General features: G+C 71.3%; 14 protein-coding genes. 12 read left to right on the top strand and 2 right to left on the bottom strand.

Annotated elements, in window-relative coordinates:
• Window positions 1–7: 7 nt before the first annotated feature.
• Window positions 8–2,152, top strand: a complete 2,145-nt coding sequence (gene ligA, locus RIN75_RS40860) for an NAD-dependent DNA ligase LigA (protein ID WP_309117489.1) — start codon at window positions 8–10, stop codon at window positions 2,150–2,152.
• Between the two features lie 104 nt (window positions 2,153–2,256).
• Here ligA and RIN75_RS40855 read toward each other — a convergent pair whose 3' ends face one another.
• Complete coding sequence (locus tag RIN75_RS40855) at window positions 2,257–2,673, bottom strand: protein-tyrosine phosphatase family protein (protein ID WP_309117488.1); 417 nt, start codon at window positions 2,671–2,673, stop codon at window positions 2,257–2,259.
• Window positions 2,674–2,876: 203 nt separating this feature from the next.
• Between RIN75_RS40855 and RIN75_RS40850 the strand changes: the two genes are divergently transcribed.
• The 3 genes from RIN75_RS40850 to RIN75_RS40840 all read left to right on the top strand — a co-directional run bounded on the left by RIN75_RS40850 (window position 2,877) and on the right by RIN75_RS40840 (window position 5,132).
• Window positions 2,877–3,383, top strand: a complete 507-nt coding sequence (locus RIN75_RS40850; protein WP_309117487.1) for a GNAT family N-acetyltransferase — start codon at window positions 2,877–2,879, stop codon at window positions 3,381–3,383.
• Window positions 3,384–3,450: 67 nt separating this feature from the next.
• Entirely contained in the window at window positions 3,451–4,176 is a 726-nt protein-coding gene (locus RIN75_RS40845; RefSeq protein WP_309117486.1) for a 3-keto-5-aminohexanoate cleavage protein, read from the top strand.
• A gap of 62 nt (window positions 4,177–4,238) precedes the next feature.
• The gene (locus tag RIN75_RS40840) at window positions 4,239–5,132 is read left to right on the top strand and encodes an IS982 family transposase (protein WP_309117485.1); all 894 of its coding nucleotides are present in this window, start codon (window positions 4,239–4,241) and stop codon (window positions 5,130–5,132) included.
• Between the two features lie 398 nt (window positions 5,133–5,530).
• Here RIN75_RS40840 and RIN75_RS40835 read toward each other — a convergent pair whose 3' ends face one another.
• Window positions 5,531–6,184 (bottom strand): ACT domain-containing protein, encoded by a 654-nt coding sequence (locus RIN75_RS40835; protein WP_309117484.1) that lies wholly within the window; start codon window positions 6,182–6,184, stop codon window positions 5,531–5,533.
• Window positions 6,185–6,399: 215 nt separating this feature from the next.
• Between RIN75_RS40835 and gatC the strand changes: the two genes are divergently transcribed.
• The 8 genes from gatC to RIN75_RS40795 form a co-directional block, all read left to right on the top strand.
• On the top strand, window positions 6,400–6,699 hold the full coding sequence (gene gatC / locus RIN75_RS40830) for an Asp-tRNA(Asn)/Glu-tRNA(Gln) amidotransferase subunit GatC (RefSeq protein WP_015104569.1): 300 nt from the start codon (window positions 6,400–6,402) through the stop codon (window positions 6,697–6,699).
• A 34-nt stretch (window positions 6,700–6,733) separates the two neighbouring features.
• Window positions 6,734–8,236 (top strand): Asp-tRNA(Asn)/Glu-tRNA(Gln) amidotransferase subunit GatA, encoded by a 1,503-nt coding sequence (gatA, locus tag RIN75_RS40825; protein WP_309117483.1) that lies wholly within the window; start codon window positions 6,734–6,736, stop codon window positions 8,234–8,236.
• Window positions 8,233–8,421, top strand: a complete 189-nt coding sequence (locus tag RIN75_RS40820) for a hypothetical protein (protein WP_309117482.1) — start codon at window positions 8,233–8,235, stop codon at window positions 8,419–8,421. Before gatA ends, RIN75_RS40820 begins: the two co-directional genes overlap by 4 nt.
• Window positions 8,421–9,923: an Asp-tRNA(Asn)/Glu-tRNA(Gln) amidotransferase subunit GatB gene (gene gatB, locus RIN75_RS40815; RefSeq protein WP_309117481.1), complete on the top strand. Its 1,503-nt coding sequence runs from the start codon at window positions 8,421–8,423 to the stop codon at window positions 9,921–9,923. Before RIN75_RS40820 ends, gatB begins: the two co-directional genes overlap by 1 nt.
• Window positions 9,924–10,405: 482 nt before the next feature.
• Window positions 10,406–10,723, top strand: a complete 318-nt coding sequence (locus RIN75_RS40810) for a hypothetical protein (protein WP_309117480.1) — start codon at window positions 10,406–10,408, stop codon at window positions 10,721–10,723.
• 156 nt (window positions 10,724–10,879) lie between these two features.
• Window positions 10,880–13,453, top strand: a complete 2,574-nt coding sequence (locus RIN75_RS40805; RefSeq protein WP_309117479.1) for a CHAT domain-containing protein — start codon at window positions 10,880–10,882, stop codon at window positions 13,451–13,453.
• Window positions 13,454–13,532: 79 nt separating this feature from the next.
• Window positions 13,533–16,007 carry a M14 family zinc carboxypeptidase gene (locus RIN75_RS40800; protein WP_309117478.1) on the top strand — a complete coding sequence of 825 codons (2,475 nt, stop codon included), beginning with the start codon at window positions 13,533–13,535 and terminating at the stop codon, window positions 16,005–16,007.
• Window positions 16,008–16,416: 409 nt separating this feature from the next.
• Window positions 16,417–16,700: transposase domain-containing protein (locus RIN75_RS40795; RefSeq protein ID WP_309117477.1), on the top strand; the 284-nt coding region annotated here is incomplete at its 3' end.

The raw sequence follows: 16,700 nt of genomic DNA, 5'->3' as shown, positions 1-16,700 counted from the left end.
TCCTCCCGTGACCAGCGAACCACTCGACCAGACCGACGGCGCCGCGGAAGGCGTGGAGGACGTGCCCGCTCCGGTGCGGGAGCGCCATGCCGCGCTGGCCGAGGAGGTCCGGGGGCACCAGTTCCGGTACTACGTCCTCGACGCGCCCACGATCAGTGACGGCGAGTTCGACGCGTTGCTGCGCGAGTTGGAGGCGCTGGAGGCGGAGCACCCCGGGCTGGCCACACCGGACTCGCCCACCCAGCTGGTCGGCGGCACGTTCTCCACGGAGTTCCGGGCGGTCGACCACCTGGAGCGGATGCTGAGCCTGGACAACGTGTTCTCGGCCGACGAGCTGCGCGCGTGGTGCGAGCGGGTGGAGAAGGAGATCGGGGCCGGGGCGCACTACCTGTGCGAGCTGAAGATCGACGGCCTGGCGGTCAACCTGCTCTACGAGAACGGGCGGCTGGTGCGGGGCCTGACCCGGGGCGACGGTCGGACGGGCGAGGACGTCACGCTGAACGTGCGGACGTTGGAGAACGTGCCGGAGGTGCTGACCGGGACCGACGACTACCCGGTGCCCGCCCTGGTCGAGGTGCGCGGTGAGGTGTTCTTCGCGGTCGAGGACTTCCTGGAGCTGAACGCGCGGTTGGTGGAGGCCGGGAAGCCGCCGTTCGCGAACCCGCGCAACACGGCGGCGGGGTCGTTGCGGCAGAAGGACCCGAAGGTGACGGCGTCCCGGCGGCTGCGGATGATCTGCCACGGTCTGGGCAAGCGCGAGGGCTTCGAGCTGACGCGGCAGTCCGAGGCGTACGAGGCGCTGCGGGCGTGGGGGCTGCCGGTGTCGTCTCACACTCGCGTCCTGACGACGTTCGACGAGCTTCAGAGTCACATCGAGTACTGGGGTGCGCACCGGCACGACGCCGTCCACGAAATCGACGGTGTGGTGGTCAAGGTCGACGAGGTGGCGTTGCAGCGCCGCCTGGGTTCCACATCACGCGCTCCCCGGTGGGCCATCGCCTTCAAGTACCCGCCGGAGGAGGCGACGACAACCCTCCTCGACATCAAGGTCCAGGTCGGCCGAACCGGCCGTGTGACACCGTTCGCCGTGATGGAACCGGTGAAGGTGGCCGGTTCCACGGTGGCCCGCGCGACCCTCCACAACGCGAGCGAGGTGAAGCGCAAGGGCGTCCTCATCGGCGACCGCATCGTCATCCGCAAGGCCGGGGATGTGATTCCGGAGGTCCTGGGCCCGGTGATCGACGCCCGTCCGGCCGACGCGCGCGAGTTCGAGATGCCGGCGGCGTGTCCGTCGTGCGGCACCGTGCTGCGCCCGATGAAGGAGGGCGACGTCGACATCCGTTGCCCGAACGCTTCGTCGTGCCCCGCGCAGCTGAAGGAACGCCTCGCCTACCTGGCGTCCCGCGCGGCCCTGGACATCGAGGTCCTGGGCTTCGAGGGTGCGGCAGCTCTGGTCGACTCGGACGTGTACGCGGACGAGGGCGACCTGTTCTCCCTGACTCCCGAGACACTCGCTTCTGTCGACCTGTTCCGCACCATGTCCGGCGAGCTGAGCGCCAACGCTCTGAAGCTCCTGGAAAACCTGGAAACCGTCAAACAACGTCCACTGTGGAGGGTCCTGGTAGCCCTGTCCATCCGCCACGTCGGTCCCACCGCCGCCCGGGCACTGGCCCAGGAGTTCGGCTCGATCGACCGCATCAAGTCCGCTTCCGAGGAGGAGTTGGCGGCGGCCGAGGGCGTGGGGCCCACCATCGCGACTGCCGTCCGCGAGTGGGTGGAAACCCCGTGGCGGCAGGAGATCGTCCGCAAGTGGGCGGCGTCGGGCGTGCGCATGGCGGAGGAACGCGACACCTCCATCCCCCGCAACCTGGAGGGGTTGTCCATCGTGGTCACAGGTTCTCTGGAGGGTTTCTCCCGCGACGAGGCCAAGGAGGCGATCCTGTCCCGGGGAGGGAAGGCGGCGGGTTCGGTGTCGAAGAAGACAGCTTTCGTGGTCGTCGGCGAGTCCCCGGGCTCCAAAGCCGACAAAGCCCTACAGCTCAAGGTCCCGGTCCTCGACGAGGCAGGCTTCAAAACCCTCCTGACCTCAGGCCCGGAAGCCGCCCGAGCGGTAGCCACGGTCGCCCCGGACGAAGATCACCCCAAGGAGTGATGCCCCCAAACCCTCACTTTCGCCACGTCGCGCGTCCCGGTGAACATGGAGCGGCGGCACCCGGCCCCCCACGGTCAGCGGTCAGGGCCGGGCGATCCGGGTCGTCAGGTCTGCTGCTGGACCGGGAATCGCCGCACCCACCGCTTCTGCCACGGCGTCTCCACCGCGTGCTTCCGGTAGTGCGCACGCGTCCAGGCGACCGCCTCCGCAGCCGGCACCCCGGCCAACACCGCCATACAAGCGATGACCGTCCCGGTCCGCCCGACCCCACCACCGCACGCGACCTCGACGTCCTCCCCCGCGAGCGCGCGGGCGTGCAGGTTGCGGATCTGGGCGATCGCCGTCTCGGGGGAGCGTGGGAGCCGGAAGTCCGGCCAGTCGACCCACTCGTGCGGCCACGGCATCTCGCGGTGGGAGGTGCCCAGGTACAGGCCGAATTGCGGGACGTCCGCCACCTCGTGCCGCAATCCACGTCCGCGCACCCGCGAACCATCCGGAAGGTCGATCGCGCCACTCAACATGATCTCGATGCTAAACACCCGACCGCGCACCGATGTGGGCTCCGGTGTTCGCTGTCCGCGATCCGCGGTTCACGTGCCGGAACCCGCACAACGAGACCAGCCAGGGGGCGTGGGCCGCAGATGTGCGGATCACTCACGGTTGTGCCTTGATCGAACCCCGCCCGCAGGGTTGCCTGGACCCGACAGAGCGGGAGGGGAAGCAGATGGCCGATGTCGTGGTGAGGACCGCGCGCGAGGACGAGTGGGACGCGGCCGGTGCGATCACGGTGGCGGCCTACCACGCCGACCAGTACATCGAGAGCCGGACCGGCGGGTACGCGGACGAGTTGGCCGACACCCGGGCCCGTGCGCGGGACGCTGAACTGCTGGTCGCCGTGGACACGGAGGACAACCTGCTGGGCACCGTCACCATCGCCCTGCCCGGCACCCCGTACGCCGAGGTCAGCCGGCCGGGCGAACTGGAGTTCCGGATGCTCGCCGTGCACCCGGACGCCCGTGGTCGCGGGGTCGGGGAGGCGTTGGTGCGGGCCGTGGTGGCGCGGGCGCGGGAGGTGGGGGCCGAGCGGGTGGTGATGAGCAGCGGGGAGCACATGACCGGTGCGCACCGGCTCTACCAGCGGCTCGGGTTCCAGCGGTTCCCCGAGCGGGACTGGAACCCGGTGCCGGGCGTGCACCTGATCGCGTACGGGTTCAGCCTCGAGTTGACCTGACCGGGTGAGCGGCCGACCGGGGTGCGCGGGCTCGCCGGAAGCCGGGCCGCGTGCCACGCTGGGACCCGTGCTCCAGGCCTGCCTGAACGGTGCCCGCAAGCCCGACAGCCACCCGGCGCTGCCGGTCACCCCGCAGCAACTCGCCGCCGACGCCGCCGCGCTGGCCGAACTCGGCGTCACCCACTTCCACCTGCACCCCCGCGACGTCATCGGCCTGGAGGTCATCGCCGGACCGGAGGTCGCGACGACCGTCGCCGTGGTCAGGGCCGCCGTGCCGCACGCCGAACTGGGCGTCACCACCGCGGCCTGGATCCAACCGAACCCGGTGCGCCGCGCGGAACTCGTCCGCGGCTGGGCGGGCCTGGCGGCGGGACGCCCGGACGTGGCATCGGTGAACGTCCACGAGGACGGCTGGCGCGAGGTGGTCAGCGCGCTCCAGGACGCGAACATCGGCATCGAACTGGGCATCTTCCACGTCCAAGCCGCCCGCACCCTGGCCAGCGAGGGTGTGCCACCGGGCACCCGCCGCATCCTCGCCGAGGTCCAGCCGGGCGAGACGATCAAGCACGCCGAGGCCCTGCTGGAAATCCTCGAACCCCTGGCCACGCCCATCCTGCTGCACGGCGAGGACGACAGCGCCTGGCCAGTCCTGGACTACGCCGCCCGCCTGGAACTGGACACCCGAATCGGCCTGGAGGACACCCTCCACAACCCGGACGGCACCCGCACCGCCGACAACGCCGACCTGGTCACCTACGCCCAACGCACACTGCGAACCAACGCCATCCGCTAGACGAGTAATGCGTAAGTCGGGGCGGTAACCGGAGACGGACGAAGGGTGTTCAAGATCAGTTTGTGACGACCGACCTGAACACCCTTCTCACCGCACTCTACGTCAAGATCGACGACCGCCTCGCGGGCAGCCCCCGCCTGGGCAGGCCGCCCAAGCTCACCGACTCCGAGCTGGTCACCCTCGCGGTGGCCCAGGCGCTGCTGGGGTTCACCTCGGAGGCCCGTTGGCTGCGGTTCCTGCCCGTCCGGATGCCCGGCGCGTTCCGGTACCTGCCCGGCCAGTCCGGCTACAACCGCCGCCTACGCGCCGCCTTGCCGCTGGTCAAGCAGGTCATGCGCTGGTTGGCCACCGACACCGACCTGTGGACCGACGCCACCTGGATCGTCGACTCCACCCCGGTGGAATGCGGACGCTCCCTGCCCACCGTGAAACGCTCGGAACTGGCCGGCTGGGCCAAGTACGGCTACTGCCGCTCACACTCCCGCTGGTTCTGGGGCCTGCGCCTGCACCTGGTCTGCACCCCCGCCGGACTACCCGTCACCTGGGCGTTGGCCGACCCGAAGATCGACGAGCGGCAGGTCCTCATGGCCATCTGCGACCACGAACCCCACCTGCTCGCCGACCGCCCCGGCCTGCTGATCATCGCCGACAAGGGCTACGTCTCCCGCGAACTCGACCGGTTCCTCGCCGAACGCGGGATCCGGCTGATCCGACCGTCCTACCGCAACCGCAAGCCCCACCCGGGCGAGCCGATGCTCAAGTCCATCCGCCAGCTCATCGAGTCGGTCAACGACACCCTCAAAGGCCAGTTGAACCTCGAACAGCACGGCGGGCGCACCATCGAGGGCGTCGGAGTCCGTGTCGCCCAACGGCTGCTCGCTCTGACCGCCGCCATCTGGCACAACCGCGCCACCGGCCAACCCGTCACCAGGTCCCTGACCGCCTACGACCACTGAGCGACTTACGCATTACTCGTCTAGCCGCCACCCAGCGCCATCCGCCAGCCAACGCCATCCCGCTAGCCGCCGGCCGGCGCCATCGGCCACCTGCCGAAATCCGCCCGCTGCCTCCGGCACCCACTTCCATGATCCCACGCCCCACCGACAATCCCGCCCCCGAGCCGCGATCACGCCCTGCCGGCCCCCAAGGGGAGCTTCACCTGGGATTGTCGTACCCACGTGAGATCATGGAGACGGGGGCCGGAGGCCACGCCCCGTCTGTTCAGCAGGTCCATCAAGCCGGCGGCAGCGTCCGCCGAGCGGCCACCACCTGCCCAGTTGCCGGCACCAGTCCAGCCAGCGGCACCAGCCCAGCGGCACCGGCTCGGCCGGCATCACCAGCCGCGAAGACCCCGCTAATCCGGCAGAACCACAGCCACGATCCCGGCCAAGTGCGCCAACCGCGCCACCTCCGCCGCCCGGAACATGGGCCCACCCGGACGCCCCACCAGCAACACCCGATCCGGCTTCCCCAACGGCGTGGCCGCCAGCTCCGTCCCCAGCTCACGCCACGTCTCCGGCACCCACCCCTCCTCCCCGTCCAGCACGGTCGCCCGCGCCAACGGCATCCAAGGCGGGTTCTGCATGCGGGTCTCCGGGGCCGCTGCCGACGCGGTCAGGCGGTGGACGCCGGCACCGTCGTAAGCCACCACGACCGCCCACCCCGCGCGGATGATCTTCGGGACGCCCTCGGTGAAGATCTCCAGGCCCCGAGCCGGCTCCTCGGCGACCTCCTCCACCAGTTCCAGCTCGCGGTGGGTGTCCAGCACGCCCGCGTACGGGCGGACCGCGTCGACCTCGACGCCCTCGATGGACTCCGCGGCGGTGATGAGCGTGTCCGGCAGCCGGCCGGACGGCAGCTCCACCACCAGGTCGTCGATGGCCACGCCGGAACCGCGCTCCACCACGTCCACGCTGAGGATGTCGGCCCCGATCTCACCGAGCGCGGAGGCGACCGCGCCCAGGGTGCCGGGACGGTCCGGGAGCTGGACCCGGAGCAGGAAGGACACGGTGCACGCCTCCATGGGCTGGTGTTCGACGACTGTCCGGCCGATGATTCTCGCAGACGCAGCTTCGCTTTCCGACCCACCGGCCGCGTTGCACAGCGGTAAAATCCCGCGCCCCCGCGCCCGCCCCAGCCACAACCCGGTCGGAGCCCGGCCTGACCAGCCAATAGACTCGGCGGGTCCAATCCGAGAGAAACCGACCCACGGGGGTTGACGAGGTGCCCAGCATCTCCCGCGACGAGGTCGCGCACCTGGCCCGCCTGGCCAGGCTCGCCGTCACCGACGACGAGCTTGACCTGTTCGCCGGCCAGTTGGACGTGATCCTCCAGTCGGTGGCCACGGTCGGCGACATCGCCACCGCGGACATCCCGCCCACTTCGCACGCCGTTCCGCTGACCAACGTGTTCCGCGAGGACGTGGTGCGTCCCAGCCTCGGTCAGCAGCAGGCGCTCGCGGGCGCCCCCGCCGCCGAGGACGGCCGCTTCCGCGTGCCGCGCATCCTGGGTGAGGAAGCATGACCGCCGACGTACTCTTCTCCGCGGAGGCGGAATCATGAGCAGCCTCATCCGCAGCACCGCCGCCGAGCTGGCGGCGAAGATCGCAGGCCGCGAGGTCTCGGCGGTCGAGGTGGCGCAGGCGCACCTGGACCGCATCGCCGAGGTCGACGGCGCGGTGAACGCGTTCCTGCACGTCGACACCGAGGGCGCGCTGGCCGCGGCCAAGAAGGTGGACGACGACCTGGCGGCCGGCCAGGCCCCGGCGAGCCCGCTCGCGGGTGTGCCGCTGGCCCTGAAGGACGTCTTCGCCACCGAGGGCGTGCCCACCACGTGCGGCTCCAAGATCCTCGAAGGGTGGGTCCCGCCCTACGACGCCACGGTCACCCGCCGGCTGCGCGAGGCCGGGGTCGTGATCCTCGGCAAGACCAACATGGACGAGTTCGCGATGGGCTCCTCCACCGAGAACTCCGCCTACGGCCCGACCCGCAACCCGTGGGACCTGGACCGCATCCCGGGCGGCTCGGGCGGTGGCTCGTCGGCGAGCCTCGCGGCGTTCCAGGCGCCGCTGGCGATCGGCACGGACACCGGCGGCTCGATCCGCCAGCCCGGCGCGGTCACCGGCACGGTCGGCGTGAAGCCCACCTACGGCGGTGTCTCCCGCTACGGCCTGGTCGCCTTCTCCAGCTCGCTGGACCAGGGCGGCCCGTGCGCCCGGACGGTGCTGGACGCGGCCCTGCTGCACGAGGTCATCGGCGGCCACGACCCGCTGGACTCGACCTCCATCAACGCCCCCGTCCCGCCGGTGGTCGCCGCCGCCCGCGAGGGCGCGAACGGCGACCTGACCGGTGTGAAGGTCGGCGTGGTCACGCAGTTCAGCGGTGACGGCTACCAGGCGGGCGTGCTGCGGTCGTTCGAGGCCGCGGTGGCGCAGCTCAAGCAGCTCGGCGCGGAGATCGTCGAGGTGTCCTGCCCGAGCTTCGACTACGCGCTGCCCGCCTACTACCTGATCGCGCCGAGCGAGGCGTCGTCGAACCTGGCCCGGTTCGACGCGATGCGCTACGGCCTGCGGGTGGGCGACGACTCGACGCGCAGCGCCGAGGAGGTCATGTCGCTGACCCGCGAGGCCGGGTTCGGCCCGGAGGTCAAGCGGCGCATCATGATCGGCACCTACGCGCTGTCGTCGGGCTACTACGACGCCTACTACGGCTCGGCGCAGAAGGTGCGGACGCTGATCACCCGCGACTTCGAGAAGGCGTTCGCGAGCGTGGACGTCCTGGTCTCGCCGACCACGCCGACCACGGCGTTCCGCATCGGCGAGCGCGCGAACGACCCGATCGCCATGTACAAGGCCGACCTGTGCACCATCCCGGCGAACCTGGCCGGCACGCCCGCCATGTCCGTCCCCAGTGGACTGTCCGACGAGGACGGTCTGCCGGTGGGCCTGCAGATCATGGCCCCGGCGTTGCAGGAGCACCGGATGTACCGGGTCGCGGCGGCCTACGAGGCGGCCCGCGGCACGGTCTACCAAGACGTCCCGGAACTGGCGGTGGCGCGGTGAAGAAGGCACGTGGCGCGTTCGCGCTCCTCGGTGCGGCGGGCGCGGCGACCTCCGCGTTCTCCACGCTGAAGGCCGCGCGGGGCAAGAACGACAAGCTCGCGCTGGCCAACGCGGTCGCGAGCATCCTGGTGGCGATCACCGGCGCGGCGCTGGCCGTGCGCAGCATGCGGAAGGGCGGCGAGTGATGACGTCGGTGGACGAGCTGATGGACTACGCCGAGGTCATCGAGCGCTTCGACCCGGTGCTGGGCCTGGAAGTGCACGTCGAGCTGCACACCAACACGAAGATGTTCTGCGGCTGCGCCAACCTGTTCGGCGGCGAGCCCAACACGCACGTCTGCCCGACGTGCCTGGGCCTGCCCGGGTCCCTGCCGGTGGTCAACGGCAAGGCGGTCGAGTCGGCGATCCGCATCGGCCTCGCGTTGAACTGCGAGATCGCCGAGTGGTGCCGGTTCGCCCGGAAGAACTACTTCTACCCGGACATGCCGAAGAACTTCCAGACCTCGCAGTACGACGAGCCGATCGCCTTCAACGGCTGGCTCGACGTGACGCTGGACGACGGCGAGGTCGTGCGGGTGGAGATCGAGCGCGCGCACATGGAGGAGGACACCGGCAAGTCGCTGCACGTGGGCGGCGCGACGGGCCGCATCCACGGCGCCGAGCACTCGCTGCTGGACTACAACCGGGCGGGCGTGCCGCTGATCGAGATCGTCACCAAGCCGATCGCGGGCACCGGCGAGCGCGCGCCCGAGGTGGCCCGCGCGTACGTCACCGCGCTGCGGGACCTGTTGAAGGCGCTGGACGTCTCCGACGTGCGCATGGACCAGGGTTCGCTGCGCTGCGACGCCAACGTGTCGCTGATGCCGAAGGGCACCACGGAGTTCGGCACCCGCACCGAGACCAAGAACGTCAACTCGCTGCGCAGCGTCGAGCGCGCGGTGCGGTTCGAGATGACGCGGCAGGCGGCGGTGCTGGCGGCCGGCGGCAAGGTCGTCCAGGAGACCCGGCACTTCGACGAGTCGACCGGCTCCACGTCGTCGGGCCGCACCAAGGAGACCGCGGAGGACTACCGGTACTTCCCGGAGCCCGACCTGGTCCCGATCGCCCCGTCCCGGGAGTGGGTCGAGGAGCTGCGCGGCACGCTGCCCGAGCTGCCGTGGGAGCGCCGCAAGCGCATCCAGCAGGAGTGGAGCCTGACCGACGCCGAGCTGCGCGACCTGGTCAACGCCGGTGCGGTGGACCTGGTGGCGGCGACGGTCGACGCGGGCGCGACGCCCGCCGAGGCCCGCTCGTGGTGGGTGGCCTACCTGACCAAGGAGGCCAACGCGCGCGGCGTCGAGCTGGGCGAGCTGGGCATCACGCCCGCGCAGATCGCCCGGGTGGTGGCCCTGGTGAACTCCGGCGAGCTGACCAACAAGCTCGCCCGCGAGGTCGTCACCGGCGTGCTGGCCGGCGAGGGTGAGCCGGAGGCGGTCGTCGAGGCCCGCGGGCTGAAGGTGGTCTCCGACGACTCGGCGCTGGAGAAGGCCGTGGACGAGGCGCTGGCCGCGCAGCCCGACGTGGCGGCGAAGATCCGCGACGGCAAGGTCGCGGCGGCGGGCGCCATCGTCGGCGCGGTCATGAAGGCGACGAAGGGGCAGGCGGACGCGAAGAAGGTTCGCGACCTGATCATCGCCCGCTGCTCGTAAGCACGTCCTGTCTCGTGGGCCCGGTCGCTCATGGCGGCCGGGCCCACGTGTGTCTGCGGAACGCGCCAGTTCTGCGAACGTGATCATCCGCACGCCCTCGTGCGTATCTGGGGGCCGGTCCGCCGTTCTCATAGGGCGAGCCCCGTGAATGGCGGTGGCGATCCGTGACGAGAGGGGTGCCGACGGTGGCTATTCCACGCGGCAGGTCTGCGCGAATGTCCTCTTATTGCGGGTCCAGGCACACCACCTCTGTGTCAACACGTTCGCCCATTCGAGTGGTAACGTCCGTCGAAACGCCTCTTTCGTGCTGGTCAGAGCCTCCCGCTATCCGGGAAGTGATTGCTCAGCGTGAATTTCCCCCGCACAGGTGCGTCCATCTGTGTCAGGCTTGAGCCGTTCGGTCGGCGGGGGGCCGCCGAAATGATCGCAATCCCACTGGACTTACCCCGAATCAGGGGCCCGTTGTAGGGGAGGACAACAAGATGACCGCCGGAACCAACCGCAAGCGCGTCGCCGAGGTCGAGGGCGCGGAACTGGCCGACGAGCAGACCGTGACCCTCACCGCCGCGAAGGCGAAGCCCGCGGACGACAAGGCCAAGGACAAGGCGAAGGCCAAGCCCGGCAAGGGCAAGCGCAAGGGCGGCGGCGGCTCGGGCCCCGAGGGCGGCCCGTACAGCACGCACAGCATGCCGACCGACGAGCCGGCGGACGAGGGCGGTACCACCGAGCCCGTGCCGACCGAGCCGGTCCCGACCGGCGGCCCGTACAGCACGCACTCGGACCCGGTCGGCACGAAGTAGTCTGGGCCGCGGCGATGGGCGAGCCAGTGCCCACCGGACGGATTCGAGCCGTCCGGTGGGCAGTGTCGTCCCATTGCTTGTGCTCTCATATAAGCCGTGCCCGCCACGCCACCAGGAGTCCCGCCGCGCGGTCCGAGGATCGACCCCGCAACAGCGGTGACACGGGCTCGTGAATCGCACCGGCTGGCCAAAGCGGCGGCGAACGCCGCCCGCCCGGTGCGGGCCATCCGACACCTCGAACGCGCGCTGGCGCTGCTCGAAGTGCCCGGCGTCGACCCCGTCGACCGCCTCGAAGTGCGCGCGCGCGTCCTGTTCACGCTGTCCTACTGCCTCGCCGAGACCGGCAGCCTCGACGACGGCCTGCGCCAGCTGGAGGTGGCCCGCGCCGAGCTGCCGGGCATCCCGGACACCGCGCTGCGCGACGAGTTGTTCAGCCTCCTCAACGGGACCCAGGGCGTGCTGCTGCTGCGCGTCGGCCGGATCGAGGAGGGCATCTCCTACGTCGACCTCGACGTCGCGCACCACGAGCGCCGGCTGGCCGCGGGCGACTCGTCCGTCGTGCCGTTCCTGGTGATCACCCTGCACAACCGGGGCACCGCCTACGGCGAGATCGACCAGCCCGCGGCGGCGATCCGCGACCTCGACCGGGTGGTGGAACTGGCCCGTCGGCACGACATCCCGCTGCGCGTCGGCATCTCGACCCACGCGCTGGGCAACGTGCTGCGGCGCGCGGGGGACATCCCCGAGGCGCTGCGGCGCTACTCCGAGGCCAACCGGGTCTTCCAGGAGCTGGAGCCGGACCTCCTGCTGCGGCTGCGGATCGACCAGTCCGAGGCGCTGATCAGCGTGGGCCTCGCCGACGAAGCCGGCCGGCTGCTGGACGAGGTGCTGCCGGACCTGCGCCGGCAGAAGGTCGGCCAGGACGTCGCCGAGGCCGAGCTGTACCGGGCGGCGGCGGCGTTGCTGGACGGCGACCTCGCGCTGGCCAAGCGGATGGCGAACTCCGCGCAGCGCAGGCTCATCCGGCGGGGCAGCCCGGGGTGGGCGGCCGTGGCGGCCTTGATCGCGTTGCGGGTGGACGCCACCAAGGCGCTGGAGTCGCGGCGGCGGCCGTCGGAGAAGGTCGTCGGGCGGGCGATGGAGCTGGCCACCGAGCTGGCCGCGCGCGGCCTGTACGACCAGGCGGCGTTCGCGCAGATCCTCGCCGCCCGGCTGGAGGTGCGCCGCGGCGACCCGACGCGGGCCGAGCAGCTGCTGCGCAGCGTGCCCAAGTCGCGCCGGATCGAGCCGATCGACCACCGGATGGTGCTGCGGCTGTGCCGGGCGGAGATCGCGTTGGCGCGCGGGAACCGGCGGGTCGCGCTGGCGCAGGCCAAGGCGGGCCTGGCCGAACTCGGTCAGCTGCGGGACAAGCTGGGCGGGCTGGAGCTGGTGTCCGGCGCGGCCCTGCACGGCCGGGAACTCGGCGAGCTGGCGGTGCGGCTGGTGCTGGAGGGCGGCGACTCGTCGGCCACCGCCAAGCGGCTGTTCACCTGGCTGGAGCGCACCCGCGCGCAGATGTACCGGTACGACCCGGTCGAGACCACTTTGGACTCCGAGCTGGCCGAGCGGATCACCGAGGTGCGCAGGCTCAGCCGCTCGCTGCTGCTGGCCCGCCTGGACGGCGCGCCGACCGCCGCACTGGAGGCCCGGCTGGCCGCCAGCCAGCGGTCCGCGATGCGCCTGGGCTGGAGCGCGAGCCCGTGGGGCACACCGCGCCCGGTGGCCACGCCCGCGGAAGTGATGGACCGCCTGGACGGTCGCGCCATGGTGAGCTTCGCGGCCTCCGGTGACGAGCTGATCGCCCTCGCCCTGGCCGGCGGCCGGGTGCGCATGGTGCGGCTGGGCTCGGCGGCGCGGGCCACCGAGGCCGCGCGCCGGCTGCACGCCGACCTCAACGCCCTCGCGCCCGACCACCTGCCGCCGCCGCTGCGCGAGGTGATCGGCGCGTCCGCCCGGCGGCAGGCCGAGGAACTGGACCGGATGCTGCTGCGCCCGCTCGCGGGCGTGCTCGGCGACCGGGAACTGGTGGTCGTGCCGACCGGCGCCCTGCACGTCGTGCCGTGGGGCGTGCTGCCCACGTGCGCGGGCCGGCCCGTCGTGGCCGCGCCCTCGGCGACGTCGTGGCTGGGCACCACCCGGCGCGACCGCGAGGACGCGGCCGGCGTGCTGCTGGTGCGCGGACCGGGGTTGCAGGCCGCGCAGGCCGAGATCGACCGGCTCGCGGGCTACCACGTCGACGCGAAGCTCCTCGGCGTCGGCGACGCCCGCGTCGGCACCGTGCTGGAGGCGCTGGACGGCGTGAAGATCGCGCACATCGCCGCGCACGGCGAGCACGAGCCGGAGAACGCCCTGTTCTCCCGGCTGGAACTGGTCGACGGGGCGCTGTTCGCGCACGAGGTGGGCCGGGTCCGCCGCCCGCCGCACCAGGTGGTGCTGGCCGCGTGCGAACTCGCGCTCAACCGCGTGCGACCCGGCGACGAGCCGCTGGGGTTCGCGGGAGCGCTGCTCGCGGGCGGCGCGCGCACGGTGATCGCGGCGTCGAGCAAGGTCGGCGACCAGCCCTCCGCCGAGGCGATGGCCGACTTCCACCGCGCTCTCGCGACCGGCCGGTCCCCGGCGGTGGCCCTGGCCGAGGCCGTCGCCGCCGACCCGTTCCGGCGGCCGTTCGTGTGCCTCGGATCGGGTTGATCCCCTCGACCTGTTGACCAGGCCCCATCCGAACCACTAGTCACAGTAGGTGGTGTCCGGTGAACGGAGGGGCGCACGGATGCGGTCGACACTGCTCGCCTTGCTGTTGGTGATCACCTCCGTGGTGCCGGCCCAGGCCGAACCGGCCACCGGACGCGCCGCGGAACCGGGCAACGGCCCGGAGCGCAACGAGGTCGCCGCCGTCGACCCGCCGCTGCACGCCGCCGCGCGCGGCGACAACCGGCCCGAGGTCGCCCAGGGCTACCCGCGCCGCACGCTGCTGCGCGTCTACCCCGAGGACACCGCCGACCGGGCGGCCAAGCTCGGCCTCGCGACCTACCACTCGCTCGCGCCCCGCCTGAACGACCTGCAGAAGCGCAGCGACCGCGTGTCGGTCGAGGTGATCGGCCAGTCCACCGCCGGCCGCGACCTGTACCTGGTGACGCTGACCGCGCCCGAGACGCCCCGCGAGACCCGCCGGCAGGAGGCGTGGCGGTCCCGGATCGAGGACGACCCGGTGGCCGCGCGCCGCGATCCGTTGCTGCGCAACGCCTACAAGGCCCCGGTGTGGATCAACGCGAACATCCACGGCGACGAGTGGGAGGGCACCGACGGCGCCCTGCGGGTGATCGAGGACCTGGCCACGACGTCCGACCCGGCGAAGCTGGACCTGTTGCGCCGCAGCCGGGTGTACGTGAACCTCACCGCGAACCCGGACGGCCGCGTCGCCGGCACCCGCGCCAACGCCGCCGGGTTCGACCTGAACCGGGACTTCGTCACCGCGTCCCAACCGGAGACCCGGGCCATGCGGGACGTGGTGAAGCGCGTCCAGCCGCTCGTGATGCTCGACGAGCACGGGTACGTGGCCAACACGCTCATCGAGCCGACCACCCCGCCGCACGGCCAGAACTACGACTTCGACCTGTACATCAAGCACGGCTACGCGGGCGGCCTGCGCATGGAGGCGGCCGTCGCGGCACTCGGGCACCCGGAGGCGGCGAAGCCGGAGATCCCGTTCCGCGACTACGAACCCGGCGTCTGGGACGGCTGGGCCCCGATCTACACCGCGCAGTACTCGATGTTCCACGGCGCGGTGTCCTACACGATCGAGGTGCCCATGCGGGTCAACCGGGCCGACTACACGACGCTGCCGGTGGAGGAGCTGCGCCGGCGGTCCCGGATCAACACCGACGTGGTCGAGGCGACCGTCCGCAGCGCCCTGGCCTACGTGCGAGAGCATCGGAGTGCGTTGGTGGACAACCAGATCGAGATGTTCCGACGGGGCGACGCGGGCGAGCCGCAACGCCCGATCCCGGACGGCTACGTACCCGGCTTCGGCCCCGAGGACCGCTACACGACCGAGTTCCCGAGGGCTTACGTGATCCCGGTGGGGGCGGACCAGCGTTCCGGTCCCGCCGCGGCCCGGCTGGTGGACCACCTGGTGGCCAACGACGTCCGGGTGTCGCGCGCGGACCGGCCGTTCGAGCTGGGTGGTCGGTCGTACCCGGCGGGGTCGTACGTGGTGGACATGCACCAGCCCAAGCGGGCCTTGGCCAACGTGATGCTGGAGGCGGGGCGCGACCTGTCCGCGGACGTGCCGGTGATGTACGACATCTCCGGCTGGAGCCACCGGTTGCTGTGGGGCGCGTCGGTGGACGTGGTCCGGTCCGGGCGGTTGGACGTGCCCGCGCGGGACGTGGTCGCCGCGTCCCCGACGGGTGCCGTGGACGTGGAGGTGGGGCGCGACCTGGCTTTGAGGTTGGCCGACGGGAAGGACGCGGCGGCGGTCAACGACTTGTTGGCGCGCGGGATCGAGGTGCGGCGGCAGGACGACGGGACTTTGGTGGTCCCGGCGAGCGCTCGGGCGTTGGCGGTGGAGGTGTCGGACCGGTACGGGGTGCGGTTCACCGAGGGTTCGGCTGGTGGGGTGGTCCTGCGCAGGCCCGTGATCGCGGCGGCGGTGGCATCGGACGAGCTGAAGGCGTTGCGGGACATGGGGTTCGAGGTGCGGCCGGTGTCGAACGCGGTGCTGGACGGCGGGTTCGACTTCTCGCGGGTGGACGTCCTGTTCGTGTCGTCCGGCTTGCGGTACTCGTCGTTGACGCCGAGTGCGCGGGCGGCCGTGGACGCTTTCCTGACGCGTGGCGGGTTGGTGACCCGGGGTGCGACAGGGGCGCGGTTCAACGCCGAGGCGGGCGTGTTGGCGGCTCGGGCGGTGGCGGGCAAGGAGGACGCGAACGGGGTCGTGTCGGTGGTGGACGCGAGGGGCGAGTCCGGCCACTCGTTCGTGTATGCGCCGCACTGGTTCACCGACCTGGGGCCTGGTGTGGCGGTCGAGCAGACGTACGGCGGCTTGGTGGCCGGTCACTGGATCCCGCGGGCGGATGGGACGGGCGGACAGGAGGCGGCGGCGGGCCAGGCGGCGGTCGTGTCGGGCACGTCGGCACGCGGCGGCAAAGCGGTCCTCTTCGGCACCGAGCCCCTGTTCCGCGATCACCCGAAGGGCTTGTACTGGCAGGTCGCCGCCGCGATCTACGCCTGCTCAAAGGCCTGAAAGCAGGCCGCAGGGCATTCGAGCCGCCAGTTTTTGTCGGTCCCCGATGAGACAATGGAGTCGGGGGCCGGAGGCCAGGCCGAGGCGAGGCCCTGTCCTGCAAGTCTCCGGCCGGCCTCCGTACGGGCAGTCCGCGTTGCCGAGCGGCTAGTCCGTGTTGTCGTGCGGCTAGTCCGTGTTGTCGTGCGGGCAGTCCGCCCGGTAGGGACACAGCTCAACTTGGGCTTCTTGCTTGTGTCATCCCCGTATGGCCCGCCCGAAGGGCTACCACATTTTTGGCCGGGTGCAGCCGAAAATTTTGCGAGGAACGAGCAAAATTTTCAGCGGCACCCGACCAAAAATGTGGTCGGCTTTGCCGGGTCATGCGGCAATGCCGCTAAGTTAGGGCTTTGTACGGTAAGATCGGGTTATGGCTCGCGCTGGTCAGAAGAAGGCGTCGGTCGAGGATGACGAGAATGTCCGGCTTGTCGACCGGATTTCACTCGGTGTCCTGGCTGATGTGGTTTCACGGGACTTGATCGAGGAGGTCCTGGAGGAGACCGGTAGGCGCGAGCAGCGGACGCGCCTGCTTCCCGCACATGTGATGGTGCGGTTCTGTCAGGCGATGTGCCTGTTTTTCGACGACGACTACGAGGAGGTCATGCGGAAGCTCGTCGGGTCGTTGAAATCGATGGGGTCGTGGCGTGGTGAATG

Origin of the sequence: Saccharothrix sp. (genome assembly GCF_031180885.1) — a bacterium.
Taxonomy (GTDB): Bacteria; Actinomycetota; Actinomycetes; order Mycobacteriales; family Pseudonocardiaceae; genus Actinosynnema.
The sequence above is the reverse complement of the archived record's forward strand: the minus strand, read 5'-3'. Positions and strand labels throughout refer to the sequence as shown.

Coding starts and splice junctions, on each gene's coding strand:
- RIN75_RS40855 (WP_309117488.1), bottom strand. CDS start 2,673: ATGTTGAGTGGCGCGATCGACCTTCCGGATGGTTCGCGGGTGCGCGGA.
- RIN75_RS40850 (WP_309117487.1), top strand. CDS start 2,877: ATGGCCGATGTCGTGGTGAGGACCGCGCGCGAGGACGAGTGGGACGCG.
- gatA (WP_309117483.1), top strand. CDS start 6,734: ATGAGCAGCCTCATCCGCAGCACCGCCGCCGAGCTGGCGGCGAAGATC.
- gatB (WP_309117481.1), top strand. CDS start 8,421: ATGACGTCGGTGGACGAGCTGATGGACTACGCCGAGGTCATCGAGCGC.
- RIN75_RS40810 (WP_309117480.1), top strand. CDS start 10,406: ATGACCGCCGGAACCAACCGCAAGCGCGTCGCCGAGGTCGAGGGCGCG.
- RIN75_RS40800 (WP_309117478.1), top strand. CDS start 13,533: ATGCGGTCGACACTGCTCGCCTTGCTGTTGGTGATCACCTCCGTGGTG.